Source organism: Microthrixaceae bacterium (assembly GCA_023957975.1).
In the GTDB taxonomy this organism is placed as follows: Bacteria; Actinomycetota; Acidimicrobiia; order Acidimicrobiales; family Microtrichaceae; genus JAMLGM01.
In genome coordinates this window covers 1-21,804 of sequence record JAMLGM010000017.1, presented here as the reverse complement: position 1 = coordinate 21,804, position 21,804 = coordinate 1, and the positions used below count along the sequence as shown (strand labels likewise).

Annotated in this window: 21 protein-coding genes; 18 read left to right on the top strand and 3 right to left on the bottom strand. The window is 67.8% G+C overall.

Features of this window, described 5'->3' with window-relative positions:
* Window positions 1–19 precede the first annotated feature (19 nt).
* The 15 genes from M9952_16065 (at window position 20) to M9952_15995 (ending at window position 16,786) form a co-directional block, all read left to right on the top strand.
* Entirely contained in the window at window positions 20–892 is an 873-nt protein-coding gene (locus tag M9952_16065) for an META domain-containing protein (protein MCO5314439.1), read from the top strand.
* 46 nt (window positions 893–938) lie between these two features.
* Window positions 939–1,349, top strand: coding sequence for a hypothetical protein (locus M9952_16060; GenBank protein MCO5314438.1), 411 nt, complete (start codon window positions 939–941; stop codon window positions 1,347–1,349).
* A gap of 16 nt (window positions 1,350–1,365) precedes the next feature.
* Entirely contained in the window at window positions 1,366–2,025 is a 660-nt protein-coding gene (locus M9952_16055) for a cytochrome P450 (GenBank protein MCO5314437.1), read from the top strand.
* Between the two features lie 129 nt (window positions 2,026–2,154).
* The gene (locus M9952_16050) at window positions 2,155–3,099 is read left to right on the top strand and encodes a hypothetical protein (GenBank protein ID MCO5314436.1); all 945 of its coding nucleotides are present in this window, start codon (window positions 2,155–2,157) and stop codon (window positions 3,097–3,099) included.
* A 118-nt stretch (window positions 3,100–3,217) separates the two neighbouring features.
* The gene (carA, locus tag M9952_16045) at window positions 3,218–4,393 is read left to right on the top strand and encodes a glutamine-hydrolyzing carbamoyl-phosphate synthase small subunit (protein MCO5314435.1); all 1,176 of its coding nucleotides are present in this window, start codon (window positions 3,218–3,220) and stop codon (window positions 4,391–4,393) included.
* A gap of 114 nt (window positions 4,394–4,507) precedes the next feature.
* Window positions 4,508–5,614 carry an acyl-CoA desaturase gene (locus M9952_16040; GenBank protein ID MCO5314434.1) on the top strand — a complete coding sequence of 369 codons (1,107 nt, stop codon included), beginning with the start codon at window positions 4,508–4,510 and terminating at the stop codon, window positions 5,612–5,614.
* 126 nt (window positions 5,615–5,740) lie between these two features.
* Window positions 5,741–9,217, top strand: coding sequence for a carbamoyl-phosphate synthase large subunit (gene carB / locus M9952_16035; GenBank protein MCO5314433.1), 3,477 nt, complete (start codon window positions 5,741–5,743; stop codon window positions 9,215–9,217).
* A complete protein-coding gene (locus tag M9952_16030) occupies window positions 9,214–10,140 on the top strand; it encodes a dihydroorotate dehydrogenase (protein ID MCO5314432.1) in 927 nt (308 codons plus the stop codon). The genes carB and M9952_16030 overlap by 4 nt, the downstream gene beginning before the upstream one ends.
* On the top strand, window positions 10,133–10,840 hold the full coding sequence (pyrF, locus tag M9952_16025) for an orotidine-5'-phosphate decarboxylase (GenBank protein ID MCO5314431.1): 708 nt from the start codon (window positions 10,133–10,135) through the stop codon (window positions 10,838–10,840). The genes M9952_16030 and pyrF overlap by 8 nt, the downstream gene beginning before the upstream one ends.
* Window positions 10,837–11,229 (top strand): hypothetical protein, encoded by a 393-nt coding sequence (locus M9952_16020; GenBank protein ID MCO5314430.1) that lies wholly within the window; start codon window positions 10,837–10,839, stop codon window positions 11,227–11,229. The genes pyrF and M9952_16020 overlap by 4 nt, the downstream gene beginning before the upstream one ends.
* Window positions 11,226–11,780, top strand: a complete 555-nt coding sequence (locus M9952_16015; protein MCO5314429.1) for a hypothetical protein — start codon at window positions 11,226–11,228, stop codon at window positions 11,778–11,780. The genes M9952_16020 and M9952_16015 overlap by 4 nt, the downstream gene beginning before the upstream one ends.
* Before the next feature lie 82 nt (window positions 11,781–11,862).
* Window positions 11,863–12,207 carry a DNA-directed RNA polymerase subunit omega gene (rpoZ, locus tag M9952_16010; protein MCO5314428.1) on the top strand — a complete coding sequence of 115 codons (345 nt, stop codon included), beginning with the start codon at window positions 11,863–11,865 and terminating at the stop codon, window positions 12,205–12,207.
* 39 nt (window positions 12,208–12,246) lie between these two features.
* Complete coding sequence (gene coaBC, locus M9952_16005; protein MCO5314427.1) at window positions 12,247–13,455, top strand: bifunctional phosphopantothenoylcysteine decarboxylase/phosphopantothenate--cysteine ligase CoaBC; 1,209 nt, start codon at window positions 12,247–12,249, stop codon at window positions 13,453–13,455.
* Window positions 13,456–13,598: 143 nt separating this feature from the next.
* The gene (gene metK, locus M9952_16000) at window positions 13,599–14,795 is read left to right on the top strand and encodes a methionine adenosyltransferase (GenBank protein ID MCO5314426.1); all 1,197 of its coding nucleotides are present in this window, start codon (window positions 13,599–13,601) and stop codon (window positions 14,793–14,795) included.
* 143 nt (window positions 14,796–14,938) lie between these two features.
* Window positions 14,939–16,786 carry a hypothetical protein gene (locus tag M9952_15995; GenBank protein MCO5314425.1) on the top strand — a complete coding sequence of 616 codons (1,848 nt, stop codon included), beginning with the start codon at window positions 14,939–14,941 and terminating at the stop codon, window positions 16,784–16,786.
* A 144-nt stretch (window positions 16,787–16,930) separates the two neighbouring features.
* Here the strand turns inward: M9952_15995 and M9952_15990 are convergent, their stop codons facing one another.
* Window positions 16,931–18,181 (bottom strand): cytochrome P450, encoded by a 1,251-nt coding sequence (locus M9952_15990; GenBank protein ID MCO5314424.1) that lies wholly within the window; start codon window positions 18,179–18,181, stop codon window positions 16,931–16,933.
* An 85-nt stretch (window positions 18,182–18,266) separates the two neighbouring features.
* Between M9952_15990 and M9952_15985 the strand changes: the two genes are divergently transcribed.
* Entirely contained in the window at window positions 18,267–19,154 is an 888-nt protein-coding gene (locus M9952_15985; GenBank protein ID MCO5314423.1) for a thioesterase family protein, read from the top strand.
* Between the two features lie 40 nt (window positions 19,155–19,194).
* On the opposite strand, the gene M9952_15980 is transcribed toward M9952_15985, so the two are convergent.
* Together M9952_15980 and M9952_15975 are read right to left on the bottom strand one after the other, a co-directional pair.
* On the bottom strand, window positions 19,195–19,725 hold the full coding sequence (locus M9952_15980) for a hypothetical protein (GenBank protein ID MCO5314422.1): 531 nt from the start codon (window positions 19,723–19,725) through the stop codon (window positions 19,195–19,197).
* Window positions 19,722–20,414 carry a class I SAM-dependent methyltransferase gene (locus M9952_15975; GenBank protein MCO5314421.1) on the bottom strand — a complete coding sequence of 231 codons (693 nt, stop codon included), beginning with the start codon at window positions 20,412–20,414 and terminating at the stop codon, window positions 19,722–19,724. The genes M9952_15980 and M9952_15975 overlap by 4 nt, the downstream gene beginning before the upstream one ends.
* 94 nt (window positions 20,415–20,508) lie before the next feature.
* Between M9952_15975 and def the strand changes: the two genes are divergently transcribed.
* Window positions 20,509–21,102 (top strand): peptide deformylase, encoded by a 594-nt coding sequence (gene def / locus M9952_15970; GenBank protein ID MCO5314420.1) that lies wholly within the window; start codon window positions 20,509–20,511, stop codon window positions 21,100–21,102.
* A 12-nt stretch (window positions 21,103–21,114) separates the two neighbouring features.
* Window positions 21,115–21,804, top strand: a 690-nt coding sequence (locus tag M9952_15965; protein ID MCO5314419.1) for a methionyl-tRNA formyltransferase, incomplete at its 3' end; no start/stop codon positions are given.

Below are 21,804 nucleotides of genomic sequence, written 5' to 3'. Positions count from 1 at the left end.
ACAAACTGGTGGAGGCGTGATGGCTCAGCAACGTGAACTTGGTCGATGGGGGCGCTCGGCGATGGCGCTGCCGCTCGTCATCGGACTGGCCGCACTGGCGTTGTCCGGATGCGGCGACGAAACCGACGACGCCACAACCGCAACCACCACCACGGCTGCGCCAGCGGCCGGCGGGGACAACGACGCCAACACCGGCAACGGGAGCACGGGCATGATCGCCGAACTCGAAGGACGCACCTTCATCTCGACCTCGGTCACCGGCCACGACCTCGTCGCCGACAGCGTCATCTCCCTCACCGTCCTCGAGGGGAAAATCAGCCTGAACGCCGGGTGCAACACGATCGGCGGAGGAATAGCGGTCGACGACTCCGGCGTGCTCGCTTTCACGGGCGAGCCGTTCATGACGATGATGGGCTGCGACGACGACCTCATGGCCCAGGACACCTGGCTCAACGAACTGTTCACCACCGGCGTCGAGGCGACCCTCGATGGGGCGAACCTGACGCTCGTCGGCGGCGACGTCACCATCGAACTCGCCGAGGAGGCCGACTCCGGCCTGACCGGCACCGCATGGACTCTCGACGGCATCATCGAGAACGACGCCGTGTCGAGCCTGCCCGCCGGGGCCGACCCTGCGACCCTGGAGATCGCCGAGGACGGTACGGCGAGCGTGTTCGCCGGATGTAACACCGGCGGCACGACCGTCACGATTGGTGAATCCACCCTCACCTTCGATCCGATGCGGCTCACGAAGATGGCCTGCGAAGCGGACGCGACCACGATCGAGACTGCGGTCACCACGGTGCTCGACGGCGAGGTCGAGATGGAACTCAACGGCAAGACCCTCACGCTCACCAAGGGCGACAAAGGCCTGATGTTTCGGGCCGGATAGGCGTCCGAGCACCCATGCATGACGGTTGCGACGCGACGGTTGTGACGTGAGCGCCCCCGCTGCGGCGCTGCTCCCGCTCGACGACGACGAGTACTGGGCGGAGCCCTATCCCGTCCTGGCGGAGTTGCGCGACGTCCACCGCACCGCGGTCACCCCCGACGGGGTGAAAGCGGTGCTGCGATGGCAGGACGCCGAGGAGATCAAACGGCGTCCCGAGTTCATCAACGAGGGCCTCGAATACATCGAGGCGCGCGGGTTCAAACCCGGCGATCCGCTCTACGAATGGAGGCGTTGGTCGATCGGCGCGCGCAACGGCGAGGACCACCGTCGACTTCGCAAGCTCGTGAGCCGCGCCCTGACCCCGCGGTCGGTCGAACGGGTCAGACCCATCGTTCGCGGCCAAGTCCGCGACCTGCTCGAACGCCACGCCGACTCGGGCTTCGACGTACGCCAATAGGGTGTTCGCGAGCCTGATGGCCTTCGTCTCCGACCTGGTCGAGAGCCGTCGGTCTGAACCTCGCGACGATCTGTTGACGAGGCTCATCGCCGCCGAGGAGGAGGGCCATCGCCTCAGCAACGACGAGTTGATCGTGTTGTTCACCAACATCTTCGGCGGAGCGATCGAGACGACGGCGAGCGTCATGACGAGCGCTTTTCTCGAGCTCGCTCGGCACCCGGACCAACTCGAGTTGGTGCGCGGGAACACCGAGGCACTCAAGGTCGGAGCGGTTGAGGAGATCCTGCGGTATCGCCCCGGCTTCTATGCGACCGGAAACAAGACGACCCGGGCGACACAGCTTGCCGGCCTGAGTTTCGAAGCGGGCGAACCCGTCACCTCAATCATCGGTGCGCATAACCGCGACCCTGCCCGATACGACGATCCCGACCGATTCGATGTCACCCGCGACCCCACGTTGTGGTCGTTCACCTTCTCGATGGGGCCACATTTCTGCCTGGGCCAGGCGCTGGCCCGCGCCGAGTTGCAGGAGCTGGTGGCGACGATTGCCCGGCACACCCGCGACCTGGAACTCACCGCTGAGCCGCGCTGGTTGCCGCGGGTCATGGTGAACAACGTCGATCGGTGTCCGGTGCGGTACCGATTCGTCGACGCACCCGAGCCGTCGGTCGATTAGTCGTCGTCGGCGGTCGAGTCGGTTTGCGGTCGTCGCCAGTCGAGTGTCGGTGTTTGAAGCGATTCCGGCGCAGCGGTGCCGCCGGCGACCTACGATCCGGGGCAGGCGCAGATCAGGGGGGTGCCTTCGATGTATCAGATTCTGTCCGGAGTTCCGACCGAGCCGGTCGACGGCCATGTCGATGTGTCGTTCGAACGCCGTGAGGGTTGGGTCGAGGAGATGGGGGCCACGGTGCTGCCGATCCTGTTCGGCGACGAACACCACGGCCCGTTCGTCGTGATGAGCTACATCGCTCCGACCGACGAGCAGATGCCGCTGTCATTCGCTCACGCTCATGCGTCCGACAACTGGCGGATCTCGGTGCGTGGCACCACCAACATGGGGCGCGACGCGTATGAACAGGGGCAGTTCCGCTTCCACGACGGCGGCGTGCCGTATGCGAGCGACAACTTCGCCTGGGGCCCCGACGGCGGCTACGGGATCATCATGTTCGCGGACCGGCGCGGGTTCGCCATCCGTCCGGTGAAGGCCGAGATCGCCGAGGTCGTGACTCCGCAACAGGAGTTCAACGGTGCGATGTTGGGCATCGACATGCAGGACCCGTGCCCCGGTGCGCCCGCGATCGCCACCACGCTGGGGCCCACGGTTCGTGCCCACCTCGACGGCGGTTTCGATTCCGCCGATTCCTGGGAGCAGGTGACCCCGGGGGTGCGCATGGCGGTCGGCCTGGCGGGTGAACCGACGAGTGGGCCGGTGATTCTGCTGTTGGACTGCGACGCCGGCGCCGAGGCGTTGGGCCAGCGGTCGACGGGCACCGAATCGGTCGTCGCCCCGGTGTCGGGTTCGGTGGAGATCGGCGCAGCGACCCTCGCTCAGGGCGACGTTCGTGTCGAGGAGGCCGATGCTCAACACGAGCGATTGATCGCCGGTCCCGAGGGCGCCCAGTTGGTCGTGATCGTGGGCGACCGGCGAGCGTTGGGTGCGGCGCTCGAGGCGGCGACTTGGTCGGGGGCGGTGGGCCAAGCGCTCGCTCCGATCCTCGATCGCCTGCAACAAGGCCTCGTTCTCCGATAACCAGTGGTCGTGATCACGACCACTGGTTATCGGAGAACGGGTGGGGTGGGCTGATAGGGTGGCTGCCTGACCGTGAAACGAGTGCGGGACACTCGTACGGACAGACAGAGGAGTACAGATGGCAACCACCGCCACGGCCCCGAGCCAGCCGGCCACCACCCCCGCGACGTCTGCGGTGAGCAGCCCGGGAGGCGCCGGGCATCCGGCAGCCGAACTCCGCCTGGGACACCTGGTTCTCGCCGACGGTTCGGTCTTTGAGGGCGAACTGTTCGGAGCCGAACCCGAGGGCGGCATCGCGACGGGCGAGTTGGTCTTCAACACCGTCATGAGCGGCTATCAGGAGGTCATCAGCGACCCCTCCTATGCCGGCCAGGTCATCGCCTTCACCACGGCCCACCTCGGCAATTACGGCACCAACGATGACGATAACGAGGCGTCGGTCGTGCATTGCCGCGGCGTGGTGCTTCGCGAGATGGCGCGGCGTGAGTCGAGCTGGCGCTCGTCGAAGAGCCTGGAGAGCTATCTCGTCGACCACGCGATTCCCGCCATCGGCGGAGTCGACACCCGCCGCCTGACCCGCATCATTCGCGAACAGGGGGCGATGGGCTGTGCGTTCGGCACCGCTCCGGTCGATGAATTGGCCGCCGCCGCGAAACAGGCACGCCTCACCGACGGCTGCGATCTCGTCAACGTGGTGACCACCTCCGAGCCCTACGAGGTGGAGGGCGATCCGAGTCGACACGTCGTGGCGATCGATTGCGGGATCAAGTCGACGATCGTCGACTGCCTCACCCGCATCTCCCGCGTGACCGTCGTGCCGGCAGACACCACCGCCGAGGAGATCCTGGCGCTCGATCCCGACGGGGTGTTCCTGTCGAACGGCCCGGGTGACCCCGCGGCGGTGGAGAACCTCACGCCGACGATCAACGCGCTCGTCGACGAGGTGCCGATGTTCGGCATCTGCATGGGCCACCAACTCATCGGCCAGGCCCTCGGCGGGCGGACCCACAAGCTGGCCTTCGGGCACCACGGCGGAAATCATCCGATCAAGGACCTCGAAACCGGCCGGGTGGAGATCACCAGTCAGAACCACAACTACTGCGTGGACCTCGACGGGGTCGACAACGTGGTGATCACCCACGTCAATCTCAACGATCAGACCCTCGCAGGGTTCCGCTGCACCGACCGCCCGGTGTTCGGAATCCAGTACCACCCCGAAGCCGGACCGGGCCCTCACGACAGCCACTACCTGTTCGAGCGCTTCGCCGACCTCATCGACGCCAACCGGTCCTGACGCGAACCGGTCGTGACGCGAACCAGTCGTGACGCGAACCGGTCCTGAGGATTCTGAGGGCCGCAGTCGCCACCGATTAGGTGGATGACGGAATCGTTACAGTAGTTTGTGTCAATGATTCCGCACCCGAACCGGCTTCCCGGTGAGCGACCGAAGCCGTTGGCCTCGTTCGTGTTCATGCTCGCCCATTTCGTGCCGCTGCTCGCCATCTTCACCGGCGTCGGGTGGGCGGACTGGAAGCTGTTGTTGGTGACCTACTGGGTTCGGATGTTCTTCATCACCGGCGGGTACCACCGGTACTTCAGCCACCGCACCTACAAGACCAACCGGGTGATGCAGTTCATCTTGGCCTTCGGCGGCACGACCGCCTCGCAGAAGGGGCCGCTGTGGTGGGCGGGCCATCACCGGCTCCACCACCGCTACACCGACACCGTCCAAGACGCCCACAGCCCGATCAAGGGCGTCGTGTTCAGCCACATCGGCTGGATCGTGTCGGACCGCTCGAAGCCGACCCCGTACGAGGCGATCGCCGACTTCGCGAAATACCCCGAACTGCGGTTCCTCAACCGGTTCGACTGGATCGGCCCGTGGTCGCTCGCCATCGTCACCTTCCTCATCGGCGGCTGGAGCGGGCTGCTGATCGGGTTCTTCCTGTCGACGGTGCTGGTGTGGCACTGCACGTTCCTGGTGAACTCGATGGCCCACCTGGTCGGCACGCGTCGCTACGCAACCGCCGATTCGAGCCGCAACAACGCATTCATCGCGTTCGTCACCCTCGGCGAGGGCTGGCACAACAACCACCATCACCTGCAGAGCTCGTGTCGCCAGGGCTTCAAGTGGTGGGAGTTCGACGTGACCTTCTACGTGCTGAAGGTCCTCAGCTGGTTGCGCATCGTCCGCGACATCAAGAAGCCCAATGCGAAAGCGATGAACACCGCGCTCATCAGCGAGGGTGCCTTCGACATCGGCATGTACGAGTACCACATGGACAAGGCGATGACCCGGGTCGCGGCGGCGACGGCGGCCTGCACCGGGCGCGCCGACCTCGAGGAAGCCCGCCTCGAGTTCACGATACGCGCCGACGACGCGCTCGCGGCCGCCCGCGAGCTCGGACGCCAGACCCGCCGCGACGCCAAACGCCCCGAACCGGCCGAACGGGCGGCGCGCGGCGAGCGCGGCCGAGGGGCCCAACGCAGCCGTGATACGCTGCCCGTTCGGTGACGAACGTGGCCTACAGCTTCAACCCCCCGCTCTGCCATGCCCTTCAGCCCCCGTTGCGGGGTTCGTCCCATTCGAAGTAGTCCCAGGCCCCTCCGGGGGCCTTCTTTTTGCCTGCCAGGAGATGAGATGCCCCGTCGTGACGACCTTCAGTCGATCTTGATCATCGGTTCCGGGCCGATCGTGATCGGCCAGGCGTGTGAGTTCGACTACTCGGGGACCCAGGCGTGTCGCGTGCTTCGCGAAGAGGGATACCGGGTGATCCTCGCGAACTCGAATCCCGCGACGATCATGACCGACCCCGATTTCGCTGATGCCACCTACATCGAACCCCTCGACGCCGACGTGCTCACCCGCATCATCGACAAAGAGCAACCGGACGCGGTCTTGCCCACCCTCGGCGGACAGACAGCGCTGAACCTGGCGATGGAACTGCACGCCCGCGGGGTCATCGGCGTCGAGGGCACCCCCGAGATGATCGGCGCGAACGCGCAGACCATCGAGACCGCAGAGAACCGCGAGGCCTTCAAGGAGGCGATGATCGAGATCGGTCTGAAGGTCCCGCCTTCGGACACCGCCCGCTCGATGCCGGAGGCTCGCGAGGTCGTCGAACGCATCGGTCTTCCGGTAGTGATTCGCCCCGCGTACATCCTCGGCGGCAAGGGCACCGGAATCGCCACGACCCCGGAGGAGTTCGACCGCATCGCCTCCTACGGCCTCGACGCCAGCCCGATCACCGAAATCCTGATCGAGCGTTCCATCGCCGGGTGGAAGGAATACGAACTCGAGGTGATGCGCGACAACAACGACAACGTCGTGATCGTGTGTTCCATCGAAAACGTCGACCCGATGGGCGTGCACACCGGCGACTCGATCACCGTCGCCCCGGCGATGACCCTCACCGATCGCGAGTACCAGGAGATGCGCGACGCCGCCATCGCCTGCCTGCGCCGCGTCGGGGTGGAGACCGGCGGTTCGAACGTGCAGTTCGCGGTCGACCCCGCCAACGGCGACATGGTCGTCATCGAGATGAACCCTCGGGTGAGCCGCAGCTCCGCGTTGGCCTCGAAAGCCACCGGGTTCCCGATCGCCAAGATCGCAGCGCGCCTCGCCGTCGGCTACACCCTGGATGAGATCACCAACGACATCACCACCAAGACCCCGGCGTGTTTCGAGCCGGCGATCGACTACGTCGTGACCAAGGTGCCACGCTGGGCCTTCGAGAAGTTCCCCGGCACCTCGGGAGTGCTCGGCACTCAGATGCAGTCGGTCGGCGAGGCGATGGCGATCGGGCGCACCTTCCCCGAATCGCTGCAAAAGGCGCTGCGCAGCCTCGAAAACGGCCGCCTCGGGCTGAACTGCGACCCCGGCGAGCGGGTCTGGGACGACCTGAGCGACGCCGAGCTTCTCGCGCTCACCGACCGCGCCACCCCGGATCGTCTCTTCGTCGTCGGCGCCGCCCTCGAACGTAGGCTGAGCATCGAATCGATCCACGAGGCGTGCAAGATCGACCCCTGGTTTCTCGATCAGATGTCGCTCATCGTCGAGGAACGCCACGCGCTCGAGGCCGCGGCGGCCCAGGGACGGCGCCCCGCCGACTTGAGCGCCCGCGAATGGCGCCGCGCCAAACAACTCGGGTTCAGCGACGCACAGCTCGCGTATCTGTTCTCCACCGCCGCTGCCGCCGCGACCGCCGATGTCGAGGCCGCGGTTACCGAGGCCGCGGTCACCGAGGAGGACGTGCGCGCGGCCCGCAAGGCCGCCGGGGTGTTGCCGACGTTCAAGACCGTCGACACCTGCGCCGCCGAGTTCGCCGCCGAGACCCCATATCACTACTCGGCGTGGGAGGACGAAAACGAGGTCCGGCCGTCGTCTCGTCCGAAGGTGATCATCTTGGGCTCCGGGCCGAACCGGATCGGTCAGGGCATCGAGTTCGACTACGGCTGTGTCCACGCCAGCTTTTCGTTGCGCGCCGCGGGATACGAGACCGTGATGATCAACTGCAACCCCGAGACCGTGTCGACCGACTACGACACCTCCGATCGGCTGTACTTCGAGCCGCTCACCCACGAGGACGTCATGAACATCATCGAGGCCGAACAGGCCGCCGGCGAGGTGGTCGGGGTCATCGTGAGCCTCGGTGGTCAGACCCCGCTCAAGCTGGCCAACTCGCTGCCCCGCGAACTGATCCTCGGCACGAGTCCCGACTCGATCGACCTCGCCGAGGACCGCGACCGCTGGAACGCCCTGTGCGCACAACTCGAGATTCCCCAGCCGGCCGGCGGCACCGCGACGGACCTCGCGGGCGCACTCGCCATCACCGACCGCATCGGATTCCCGGCCCTCGTTCGGCCCAGCTATGTGCTCGGCGGACGGGCCATGGAGATCGTCTATGACAACGACAGCCTCGCGGCCGCGATGGAGACGCTGTCGGGCCTCGCCGGCCTCGGTCGCGAAGGCGGCCTGTCGGCGGAGCGCCCCGTGCTTGTCGACCGGTTCCTCGAGGACGCCACCGAGGTCGACGTCGACGCCATCCGCGACACCACCGGCGAGGTCGTCATCGGCGGGGTGATGGAACACGTCGAGGAGGCCGGGGTGCACTCGGGCGACTCGGCCTGTGTGACCCCGCCGGTCACCCTCGGCGCCGGCACCATCGCGGTGATCGAGGACTACGTGCGCCAACTCGCCACCAGCCTCGAGGTCGTGGGCCTCATCAACGTCCAATTCGCGGTGAAGCGTTCGGGTGGATCACCCGATGCCGCCCAGGTGTTCGTCATCGAGGCGAACCCCCGCGCCAGCCGCACCGTTCCGTTCGTGGCGAAGGCGACCGGTGTGCCGCTGGTCAAAGTCGCCAGCCGGGTCATGACCGGCTCGACACTGGCCGAGTTGCGCACCGAAGGGTTGCTCACCCCACCGGTGGAGGGCAAACACATCTCGGTGAAGGAGGCCGTGTTGCCGTTCAGCCGTTTCCCCGACGCCGACGCGGTGCTGGGACCCGAAATGCGCTCGACCGGAGAGGTCATGGGCATCGACTCGACCTTCGGTCTGGCCTTCGCCAAGAGCCAGCTCGCTGCGGGCGACCGCCTGCCGACCGAAGGGACGATCTTCATGTCCCTCGCCGACCGCGACAAGGGCGCCGGGCTGCGCGCCGCGGAGAAATTCGCCAACCTCGGCTTCTCCATCGTGGCCACCGCCGGCACCGCCGAGCACCTCACCAACGGCGGGGTGAGCGTGACCGAGGTGGTCTCCAAGCTCAGCGAAGGCGCTGCCGCCAGTGGGGGCGCTACCGCCGGTGGGAGCGGGTTCGCGACCGATGCCGACGCGGACGCCGGTGCCGGTCGCACGGCGGTCGAACTCATCGACGAGGGCAACGTCCAACTCGTCATCAACTCTCCACGGGGCCGCGGCCCGCGGGCCGACGGCGCTTACATCCGTTCGGCTGCGGGACGCAACGGGGTGCCGCTGTTCACCACCGCCGCCGCCGCGCTCGCCGCCGCAGAGGGAATCGCCGACACGGTGTCGATGCCGCTGGTCGTTCGCAGCTTGCAGGAGTACCACGCCGGAGCCGTCACCTCCGACCAGGCTCACCCGGAGTCGGGATCTTGAGCGTCGACCTGTCGGTCGACGTCGGGTCGCTTCGGCTGCCCAACCCGATCATGGTCGCGTCGGGCACGGCGGGGCACTCGACCGAGCTGAGCGCCTATCTCGACCTGTCGAGCCTCGGCGCGTTCGTCGTGAAGTCGCTGAGCGCGCAGCCCTGGGCGGGCAATCCGGGCCCGCGGGTCCACCAGAGCCCCTTGGGCATGATCAACAGCGTCGGGCTGCAGGGCCCCGGCATCGAGGCGTGGCTCGCCGAAGGCCTTCCGGCACTTCGCCGCTCGGGGGTCGAACGCATCGTGGTGTCGATCTGGGGCCGCAGCGTGGAGGACTACGCCAGGGCCGCAGCGATGTTGGCGGAGGCCCCCGAGGAAGTGATCGCGGTCGAGGTCAACCTGAGCTGTCCGAACCTCGAGGGCGGCAAGCACCTGTTCGCACACGACCCGGTGCTGTCGGCCACGGTCATCGAGCGGTGCGCGGTGGCAGGCCGGCCGCTGTGGGCGAAGCTCAGCCCGAACACCGACCGCCTCGTCGAAGTCGCCGGAGCGGTGGCCGGGGCCGGAGCGGAGTCGGTCACGCTGGTCAACACCCTGCTCGGCATGTCGATCGACGTCGAAACCCGACGCCCCCGCCTCGGCAGCGGTGCGGCGGGCGGGGGAGTGAGCGGGCCCGCCATCCATCCGGTTGCGGTGCGGGCTGTCTACGATTGCCGGGTCGCTCACCCCGACCTTCCGATCGTGGGGGTCGGCGGTATCGCGACCGAGGTCGATGCCGTCGAGTTTCTGCTCGCCGGCGCCCAGGCGTGCCAGGTCGGCACGGCGACGTTCGCTGATCCCCGAACCCCGGGCAACGTGTTGCGCGGCATCGAGGACTGGTGTGCAAGACATTCGATTTCCGAAGTACGAGAGCTCAGCGGAGGCGCACATGACTGACCGGACCACCGAAACCCCCGACGAGGTTCGACGCAAACTCTGCCTGGTGATCGACACCGACGATCTGGTCGAGGCCCGCCGTCTCGCAACGTCGATGCGGCCGTGGTTCGGCGTCGCCAAGGTCGGCCTGGAGCTGTTCAGCGCCGCCGGCCCCGACGTGATCGCAGACCTGCGCGACCTCGGCTATCGGGTCTTCTTGGACCTCAAGCTCTACGACATCCCCACCACGGTGAACCGGGCGAGCCGCGTGCTGGGGGCGCTCGGGGTCGACTACCTCACCCTTCACGCGACCGGCGGGCTCGACATGTTGAAAGCCGGGGTCGAGGGGCTCTACAGCGGCGCGGAAAACGCCGGTCTCGATGCCCCCGTGGCGCTCGCGGTGACCGTGTTGACCTCCGACGATTCGGCCCCGCCCCACATCGTTCCCAACCGCGTGCGGTTGGCCCTCGAGGGCGGATGCGGCGGCCTCATCCTCGCCGCAACCGACCTGCAGACCGCCCGCGAATTGGCGCCGCGCCTGCGGCGGGTGGTGCCGGGAATCCGTCCCGCCGGCGCGCCGGTGCACGACCAGGCCCGCGCCGCCACCCCGCAGGACGCGATCGCGAACGGTGCGGATCTGCTCGTCATCGGACGCGCGGTGACCCAGGCGGAGGACCCGTTGGAAGCTGCGGCGCAGATCGCCGCCTCGATCTCGGTATGAACGACCGGATCGCCGGCGGCGCCGACACGGTTTCGGCCGGGTCGGCTGGGTCGCGGAGTGCGGCCGGGTCGGCTGCCACCGCGTCATCGATCCGCGCCGAGCGCGACGCCGTGTTGTGCGACGTCGCGCTCAGCGGATTCGCCATCGCCGACCTGGAGCGTCTGGCGGCCGAGCGCGACGGCTGGGCGGTGCAGACCCTTCGGCTGCTGCCGTGCCTGGAGGCGATGGACGCCGTGGGCGGCAAGGTGCGGTCGCGTCGAGCCATCGCCGCGGCGGGGCTCGAAGAAGATGTTGCGCTCGGCGCGTTGAGCGATGCGCAGTGGCGAGCGCTGACCCAGGCGGTGGAAGCGAACGAGGCGGTGCCAGGGAACGAGGAGGAAGCGCAATGATCATCGTGGTGTCCGGCCCCGGCGGGGTCGGCAAGGGGACGGTCGTCAACGAGTGGCTTCGACGCAATCCGCGGCTGTACGTCAATCGTTCGTGGACGACGCGGGCGGTGCGACCGGGCGAGGCTCACGACGCGTACGTGTTCGCCACCCCCGAGGAGTTCCAGGCCCACATCGATCGAGACGGTTTCCTCGAATGGGTCGACTTTCTCGATTACCGGCAGGGTTCGCCGATTCCCACACCACCCGACGGCCACGACGTGTTGTTCGAAATCGACGTGCAAGGGGCGCGCCGAATCCTCGAGCGCTACCCCGACGCGCTGTTGATCTGGCTCGATGCGCCCTCGCGGCAGGAACAGCGTCGCCGTCTCATCGGCCGCGGTGACACCGCCGAACACGTCGAACGGCGCATCGCCCACGCCGAAACCGAATCCGCCGAGGCCGCGAAGCTCGGCATGGTTCACGTCGTCAACCACGAGGTCGACGACACCGTGCAACAGCTCATCGAGGTGGTCGAAGATCACCGTTCCAAGGGTGAACAGCAGGGTCGGTAGGCCGGGCTGCTAGCATGACCCCTCGGTGCGCGCGTCGGCGCGCCACTCCGTCGCCCTGCCGTCTGCCCGCTTGGAGAAACGCATGTCCGCCCATTTCGACACCATGATGGAGCCTCGGGTCGAGGATCTCCTCGAGGCCGCAGGTTCGAAGTTCTCACTCGTCGCGCTCGCCGCGCAGCGTGCCCGTCAGATCAACACCTACTACACCACCCTCGGCGAGGGGCTCGGCCACATCGTTCCGCCGCAGGTGACCTCGACCGCTTCGAAGTCCTTGTCGATCGCTTTCGAAGAGATCGCCGCCGGCGCGATCGTCGGCGTGAAGCGTTCCGAGATCGAGGCCGCTGAGGCCCAGGCCGCCGCCGATGCGGCCGCGCTCGACGCCGAGGCAGCCGACGCCGAGGCAGCCGACGCCGGCGCCGACGACTGATCGTCGGGGCTATCGAACAGCACGAACCCGACCACACCGATGCTGGAGAACAAGCGCATCGTCGTCGGAGTCACCGGTGGTATCGCCGCATATAAGGCGGTCGAGGTCATCCGACGTCTCGTCGATGCCGGAGCCCACGTGTCTCCAATCATGACCGAGGGGGCGCGCCACTTCATCGGTGAGACCACGCTGTCCGCACTCGGTTCGGAGAAGGTGCAGACCTCGTTGTGGGACGAGGACAGCGTCATTCCCCACACCCGGCTCGGCCAGGGCGCCGATGCGATCGTCGTCGTGCCGGCCACGGCCCGTGCGCTGTCGGCCTACGCAAACGGCTACTCCGACGACCTGCTCACCGCAACGCTGATCGCCACCCGGGCACCGGTGATCGTGTGCCCGGCGATGCACACCGAGATGTGGGAGCACCCATCGGTGCAAGACAACCTCGCCACCCTGCGGCGGCGCGGGGTGATCGTGGTCGACCCCGAGGAGGGTCGCCTCGCCGGCGGGGATGTCGGAGCGGGTCGCCTCGCGGCGCCCGAGGTCATCGTCGCCGCGATCGAGGCGCAGTTCACCGAACGCGACCTCGAAGGGTTGTCGGTGCTCGTGAGCGCCGGAGGAACCCGTGAACCGATCGATCCCGTGCGATACCTGAGCAATCGCAGTTCCGGGCGCCAGGGCCACGCCCTCGCCGAGGCGGCGGCTGCCCGCGGGGCGGCGGTCACCCTGGTCACCACCACCGAGTTGCCGGTCAGCGCCGGAATCGAACGCGTGGCGGTGGCGAGCGCCGCCGAACTGCACGACGCGATCATGTCGCGTTCACGCGACAGCGACGTCGTCATCATGGCCGCTGCCGTCGCCGATTTCACCCCGGTCAGCGTGTCGGAGCACAAGATCAAAAAGTCCGACGGCGTACCGCTCATCGAATTGCGTCCCACCGTCGACATTCTGGCCGCCCTCGGAGCGGCCAAGGCACCGGGTCAGACCATCGTCGGATTCGCGGCCGAGACCTTCGACCTCGAGGCCAATGCCCGCGGCAAGCTCGAACGCAAAGGCGCCGACCTGATCGTCGCGAACGATGTGTCGGCCCCCGGGGTCGGGTTCGAACACGAGACGAATTCGGTGTCGATCTTTTCTGCGACCGGCCGCCAGGTCGATATCGCTCTCACCTCCAAGTCGGCGGTGGCCAACGCCGTCCTCGACGAGGTACTTCTGGAACGTTCGGCCTCCGACAGTGGCCGTTTGGACTGATCCGCGGCTAGACACGACTCACATCGGATGAGCCGAACCGACCCGCCGATCCAGCCGATCTGCCCGGCGCGGACGTTTCGATCACCACCTACCGATTCCCTTTCTCACAACCATTTCCCCCGAGTACACGAGGCACCATCACCATGACCAACTGGACGTTTACGTCGGAATCCGTGACCGAAGGTCATCCCGACAAGATCGCCGACCAGGTATCGGACGCCATCCTCGACGCCATCCTCGCCGCCGATCCGACCGCTCGGGTCGCATGTGAAACCCTCGTCACCACCGGGCTGTGCATCGTTGCCGGTGAGATCTCCACCTCCGCGTATGTCGATATAGCCGGCATCGCCCGCCGCACGATCACCGGCATCGGCTACGACCGCGAGTCGTTCGGCTACGACGGCAACACCTGCGGCGTCATGGTCGCCCTCGACGAGCAGTCTCCCGACATCGCCCAGGGTGTCGACGCATCCGAGGAGGCCCGCTCGGGCGAGCTCACCGAGGACGAACTCGACCAGCAGGGTGCGGGCGATCAGGGAATGATGTTCGGATACGCCACCCGCGAAACCGATGTGTTGATGCCCCTGCCGATTCACGTCGCACATCGTCTTTCCGAACGCCTCGCCGAGGTCCGCAAGTCGGGCGCGGTTCCGTACCTGCGCCCCGATGGCAAGACCCAGGTCACCTTCGACTACGACGAGAACAACCAGCCGGTGCGCCTCAAGACCGTGCTGATCTCGACCCAGCACAACGACGGCATCGACCGCGATACCGAAATCCGCCCCGACCTGATCGAACAGGTCATCCGCCCGGTCATCCCCGAGCGGTTCGCGGACGACGACTACGACATCTACATCAACCCGACCGGCAAGTTCGTCATCGGAGGCCCGGTGGGCGACTGCGGCCTGACCGGCCGCAAGATCATCGTCGACACCTACGGCGGCATGGCGCGCCACGGTGGCGGTGCGTTCTCGGGTAAAGACCCGTCCAAGGTCGACCGTTCGGCGGCGTATGCGGCTCGATGGGTGGCCAAGAACGTGGTGGCCTCCGGCGCTGCGGACCGTTGCGAGGTCCAGGTCGCATATGCCATTGGCATGGCACACCCGGTGTCGGTGCTTGTCGAAACCTTCGGCACCCACCAGGTCGACCCGGCCAAGTTGACCCAGACCGTGACCGAGATGTTCGACCTTCGGCCGGCGGCCATCGCCCGCGATCTCGACCTGCGCAAGCCGCGCTATCAGAAGACCGCGGCATACGGGCACTTCGGACGCACCGACGACGAGTTCACCTGGGAGCGCACCGACCGCGCCGACGATCTGCGTTCGGCGCTTGGCCTCTGAGCCCGCGGTCGGCCGGTTCACCGTCGTCCACTCAGCAGTCGACCCGTTCGCCGTTGTCCGGGCGCTTGGATTCGGCCCCATCGTTCGGCTTTGAATCCGTCCCGGAGCGGGCGGACGATCGTGACGGACGCGTGGTGCGCGTCGTGTGCGACGTCGCCGCGGTCGAGCGAACCTTCGACTATCTCGTCCCGAACCGACTGATCGAGCGTTTCGGCTCGTTGCAGGTCGGCATGATGCTGCGCGTGCCGTTCCACGGGCGTCAGGTCGCGGCATGGGTCGTCGAGGTCGACTGCACCCCACCCGAGGGGGTCGAGCTGCGCGAGGCGACGAAGATCTCCTCCCTCGGCCCGCCGGCCGAAGTCATCGACCTGGCCGGGTGGGCGAGTTGGCGTTGGGCGGGGCGGGTGCAGACCTTCCTTCGCGCCGCCTCGCCTCCGTCGATGGTGGCCACGCTGCCGGCGGCGGCGCGTTCGGCTCCGGCGTCGCTGGCCGACGGGGTCGGAGCACGGGTTTCCTCGGCCCTGGCCGCGTCGGTGTCGCTGATGCGCCTGCCCCCGGCGGTGTCTCCGATGGAGGTGCTGCGCGCCGCCGCGCTTCGGGGCAACGTGTTGGTGGTGTGTCCCACCAATGCGACCGCGGCGCGCCTGGCGGACGGCCTGCGCCGATCGGAGGTGCCGGTGGTGCTGCACCCCGACGGGTGGGCCCGTGGCGCTGCGGGGTGCTCCGTGATCGGAACGCGCAACGCAGTGTTCGCGCCGGTGGGTGGACTCGGGGCGATCGTGGTCATCGACGAACACGACGAGACGCTGCAGAGCGAGGGTTCGCCGACGTGGAATGCCCGCGACGTGGCGATCGAGCGGGGACGGCGGGCCGGGGTTCCGGTGGTGCTGGTGTCGCCCACGCCGAGTCTCGAGGCCCTCGTCGCGGTCGGGGCGTTTGGCGCGGGCGGGGAGATCGACACGGGCGGGGAGATCGGCACGGGCCTGGTGACGATCGACCGGGCGCGTGAACGTAACGGCTGGGGTCGCCTCAGCGTCATCGACCGGCGCGACGACGATCCGCGAACGGGCCTCTTTTCCGAGGACCTGGCGCGGGTGTTGCGTTCGGATGCCCGGGTGGTGTGCGTGCTCAACCGGACCGGCCGGGCGCAGCTGCTGGCCTGTAAACGCTGCGGCACGCTGGCGACCTGTGAGGCCTGCGATGGAGCGGTGCACGAGGTCGACGAGGCCGGCCGACCGACGCTTCGGTGTTCACGTTGTGCGACGCAACGCCCCGTGGTGTGCGGAGAGTGCGGCACCACGGTCCTCAAGACCCTTCGAATGGGGGTCAGCAAGGCTCGAGAGCAGCTTGAATCGCTGGTGCAGGAGCCGGTCGAGGAGATCACCGGGGAGTCCGGTCGGCGCCCGGCGGGCACGACGCCGCGGCGGGTGCTGGTGGGGACCACGGCCGCGCTGCAACGGCTGACGACGGCCGACGTGGTGGCCTTCTTGGAGTTCGACCAGGAGTTGAGCGCACCTCGATATCGCGCCAATGAGCAGGCGCTGGCGCTGTTGGCGAAGGCCTCGCGGCTGGTGGGCGGGCACCGGGGTCGGGTGCTCGTGCAGACCCGCCAGCCCGATCATCCGGTGCTGCGAGCGGCCTTGCTCGGCGACCCGACCGTGGTGAGCGACCTTGAGCGGACCCGTCGCCAGATGCTCGGGCTGCCGCCGTTCGTGACACTGGTCGCCGTCGGGGGATCGGGTGGTGCGGCCTACATCGAGTCGCTGCGCGCGGTTCTGGACCGTGAGATCGGCGGCGACGGTGCGGGTGTGGGTGCGGGTGCGGGTGCGGGTGCGGGTGGAGGTGCGGGGGTGACCATCGACCAGCCGGCGCCGGATCAGTGGATCGTGCGGGGCCGCGATCGCTCGGCGGTTCTCGACGCGCTGGCGGCGACACGCCGGCCGGCCGGCCGGCTCCGCCTGCAGGTCGACCCGATGCGCCTCCCGCACTGACCCTCCCGCACTGACCGACCAGCACTGACCCACCCGGCCTCCCGCAGGCCTGTTCTCCGATAACCAGTGGTCGTGATCACGACCACTGGTTATCGGAGAACAGGCGGGGCGCGCTGGAGAACAGGCCGGGCGGGAGGGGCACGGTCAGGAGAGGCGCACGGGGGCCGAGCGGAATCCGGCGTGCTTGTTCGATCGGGTGCGCACAGGATCGCCCGCAGCGAGGACCTTGTCGACACGATCGAGGAGCCCGCCGAACACGAGGCGAATCTCCAGCCGGGCGAGGTTGGCCCCCAGGCAAAAGTGCGTTCCCGCCCCGAAGGCCAGGTGCGGGTTGGGGGTTCGGTCGGGGTCGAACACCTGAGGGTCGCGAAACACCCGCTCGTCGAAATTCGCCGACTGCCACCACAACACGACCTTGTCGCCCCGTCGGATGGTGAGTCCGTGACGTTCGATGTCCTCGGTGGCAGTGCGTCGGTTGTAGATCGTCGACGACGCCCAGCGCAGCATCTCCTCCACCGCCACGGGGAGCCGGGACCGATCGGCCTGTAGCGCCCGCCACTGCTCGGGACGATCGATCAACGCCAGCATCCCTGCGGTAATCGTGTTGCGGGTGGTCTCGCTGCCGGCCGCCAGCAACAGGTTGAAGAACATCTGCTGCTCCAGCTCGGACAGCTCCGGATCCGACCCGGCCGTGTTCGCAACGATCGACATGATGTCGTCGCCGGGGTGGCGGCGCTTCTCGGCGAGCAACTCGGTGCCGTAGGCGAACATCGCGGCGCCGGCGGCCTGGCTCGCGTCGCTGCGATCGCCGAGTTCGCGGCCGTCTCCGTGGTCGAGCATCGTGTCGAACCATTCCATGAACTGATGGCGATCGGCCTGCGGCACACCGAGCAGCGACGCGATCGCCTGCAGCGGAAGCTCTGCGGCGACCTGCCCGAGAAAGTCGACCGCCCCGTCCGTATCGGATGTGGCGATGGCTTCATCGAGGATTCGATCGCAGCGTCGCGCCAGGTCGGATTCGATCTCGCGCAGCCGCTTCGGGGTCAGCGACGGCGTGACGAGTCGCCGGATCTGTTGGTGGCGCGGGTCGTCTTGCATGTTGAACAACACGCCCGGGCCGAACCCGTCGGGGAGGTCTTCGATCAGCGTCCCCCCGCCGTCTCGACAACCGCCGCACGCCGAGCTGAACAGATCTGCCCGCTTCGCCGCCCAGTCGACATCCTCGTGTCGGGTCAGACACCAGAATCCCTCGCCATCGGGGGTGTGTTCGGTCGGCTCGTGCCAATACAGTGGCGCCGTGTCTCGAAGGGTTCGATAGATCTCATGCGGTGCCCCTCGTTCGAACACCGACAGGTCGGTGAGGTCGATGTGGCTGAGGCTGTTCGTGTCGGGCATGCCTGTCATGTTCTCCGATAACCAGTGGTCGTGATCACGACCACTGGTTATCGGAGAACAGGCCGGGCGCGTACGGTTGACGGCCGTGACCACCGTTCGTTCCCTGCTCGATGACCTTCAGATGACCCCGGTCGAGGGCGTCGAGGGCCGCTACCGAATCGACTTCGACGCCTCGTGGAAGGTGCTGTACATCTTCGGCGGAGTCACCTTCGCCACCCTCGTCGAGGCCGCCATCGCCCACATCGGCCGCGCGGACCTGTCGCCGGTCAGCGCGCAGGCGACCTACATCGAGCCGGTGTTGGAAGGGCCCGCCGCGGTGCAGATCGACGTCCTGCGCAGCGGCCGCCGCGGCGCCCAGGTGCGCGCCAGCCTGTGGAATGCCGAGGATCCTGCGACCCCTGGGGCTGAGGCGGTGGTGATGGACCTGGTCCTGGGCGTCCACGACCCCGCCGCAGTCGACGTGATCGACCGCACCATGCCGGCCGACGCCGGTCGCCCGGAGAACGCCGCGTCCCGGGAGGAGATGTACGAGCAGTACGTCGAGGTGCCGTTTCACCGCCAGGCCGAGTTCCGCGTCGTCACCGACCTCGAGTCCACCCACGCGAACGAGGGTCGCACCATCACCTGGTTCAGAATGTCGGAGCCGACCATCGACGACTCCGGCGCCTGGCGCCCATCGACCCTCGGCGTTCCGGGCGACATCCTCGGACCCGCGGTGTCGCGGGCGAGCGGCGGCGGGCGCTATTTCGTGGTGACGCTGCAACTCTCGTTGCAGTGGTTCGCTCCGGCCATCACCGAGTGGATCTGCCAGCACACCGTCGTGGTGCGTGCCGCCAACGGGTTCACGACCGGCACCGCCGAGCTGTGGTCACAGAACGGCGAACTCGTCGGCTTCGCAACTCAGACCGCGCTCATGCGGCCCTTCGCCCGGGTTCAGGCGGACGGTTTCGGTGCGGAGGAGACCCAGGGATAACCCCCGGCGGCTCGCGGCCCGACGGATCGCCGTGAGTGGCTCACGATTCGGTCCACTGCTGACGGGCCCACTCATAGATCGCGATCGACGCCGCGGTGGTCACGTTGAGCGATCCGACCTTGCCGAGCTGGGGAAGGAACCCGAACGCGTCGCAGGCGGCCAGCGCGGCCTTCGACAGCCCACGGTCCTCGTGGCCGACCATGAGACACACGTCGCCGGCGAGATCGAGTTCATGAAGGGGCCGGGCGTCGGTCGTGAGCTCGACCCCGATCACCCGGTAGCCGGCCGAATGCGCAGCGTCGACGATGGTGGCGGCATCGGCGAGTCGTTCGATGGTCAGGTACCTATCGGTCCCCAGGGCGGTCTTGTGGGTCTTCGTGTTCTCGAGGCCCGTCGCGGTGTCGGTGAGCCACAGGTGCTCGGCCCGGTACGCCGCAGCGGAACGAACGATGCCGCCCACGTTGAACGGCCCCTGCACCCCGTCGAGCGCCACAGCCAAACGCCCCGGGGTGCGCCGGCGCCACTCGCGGTGCAATCGCTTGAGTTCGGTCGAGGTCATGTTGGCCGTCATCGGGTCGGCTCCTCACCTGCTGCGCCCATATCTGCTGCGCCCATATCTGCTGCGCCCATATCTGCTGCGCCCGGCCGCGCACTCACTTCCAACACCCGGTACGCCTGGCGCGACGCAATTCGACTCGTGGGCCAACCCTGATCGGTCATCCAGCGGGCGAGCGAGTCGGCGCCGAGGTGCTTTTGCACCACCAGCCATGCCCGGCCGTGTTCGTCGAGGCGGCTCAACCATCGGGCCAACAACTCGTGCAACGCCGCCTTGCCGATCCGGATCGGCGGGTTGGAGTAGATGGCGTCGAAGCGCACGTCGGCGCCGACCTCGTCGGGGGCGACCACCCGCACGTTGTCGAGACCGGCCTCGGCGGCATTCGCGGCGCAGAGTTCACGGGCCCGTTCGTTGACGTCGATCGCCCACACCGTCGCCTGTGGGGCGCGGGTGGCGAGGGTCAACGCGATCGGCCCGTAACCGCAGCCGAGGTCGGCGAGGTTGGTCGACGTCGGCGGCGGCGACGGGGCCTCGCTCAGCAGCACGCGGGTTCCGGGGTCGACGCGATAGGCCGAGAACACCCCCCGATCGGTGGCGAGCCGAAGGGACAGATCGACGAGATCGAGGCGCACCTCGCGGGGCTGCGACGGAACCGTCGGCGAGGGGTCGAAATAATGGTGCTGTTCGGAATCCCCGCTGGTCACCCGGCCAACGTAGCGGCACCTGGGCCGCAGCGACGCAAGCCTCAGCTGTGGACCTCGCAGATGGCGGCTCCGGGTGGTGCCCTAGACTTGAGCCATGGCCCGAAGTGCAACCCCGTACCGAATCCGAATCATCGGCGATCCGGTGCTGCGCGAAGCCACCCCGGACGTCACCGACATCGACGGGGCCCTCGTGCAACTCGTCGAGGACATGTTCGAGGTGCTCTACACCACCGACACCGGCGTCGGCCTTGCGGCCCCACAGGTCGGCGTCGGGCAGCGCATCTTCGTCTACGACATCGGCGACGACGACGAACCGGGTGTGCTCATCAACCCTCGAATCACCGAATCGGACGGCGAGTGGACCTACTCCGAGGGGTGCCTGTCGATCCCCGGGCAGTACTTCGAGATCGTCCGCCCCAAGCAGATCGAGGTGAGCGCACTCGACCTCGACGGCAACGAGATCACCTTCGAGGCCGACGAGTTCTGGGCGCGCCTGATCCAACACGAACTCGACCACCTCGACGGGGTGCTGATGATCGATCACCTCGACGAGGACCAACGCACGGCGGCCAAAAAGGCGGTGCGTGAACTGCAGATGCAGGCGGCCGATCGTTCCGATCTGGGCCGGCAGGGGGTCGGTTTGGCCTCTGAAGCGCCGGCCAAGAAGCGCTTCGGGCTGTTCTCGTAACGCCGGAGCGCCATGAAACTCGTCTACCTCGGAACCCCAGCCATCGCGGTGCCGCCGCTGCGCGCACTCGTCGCCGCGGGCCACGAGGTCGACCTGGTCGTGACCGGCGCCGACACCCGCCGAGGCCGCGGCAAGCAGACCTCGCCGAATCCGGTGAAGGCGGCCGCACTCGAGTTGGGTCTGCGGGTGGAACACGACCCCGATGCGGTGCTCGACAGCGACGCACAACTCGGCGTCGTGGTCGCCTATGGAGCGATTCTGCGCCCGCACCTGCTCGCACATCTCCCGTTCGTGAACCTGCACTTTTCGCTGCTGCCGAGATGGCGCGGGGCTGCCCCGGTCGAGCGGGCGATCCTCGCAGGAGATGCCGAGACCGGGGTCTGCGTCATGGCCATCGAGGAGGGCCTCGACACCGGCGGGGTGTTCGCACGTGAGTCGACCCCGATCGGAGACAAGACGCTGATGGAGTTGTGGGGCGAACTGAGCGACACGGGGTCGCGTCTGCTCGTCGACTGGTTGCCCGACGCGTTCGTCGAGGGTCGCCTGGTCGAACCGACCCCACAGGAGGGGGAGGCGACGTACGCACCGAAACTCACCGCGCAGGACCGCCAGGTCGACCTGGCGTCGCCGGCCGTCGAGCAGTTTCGCCGGATCCGCCTCGGCAACGCCTGGACCGTCGTCGGCGACAAACGCCTGAAACTG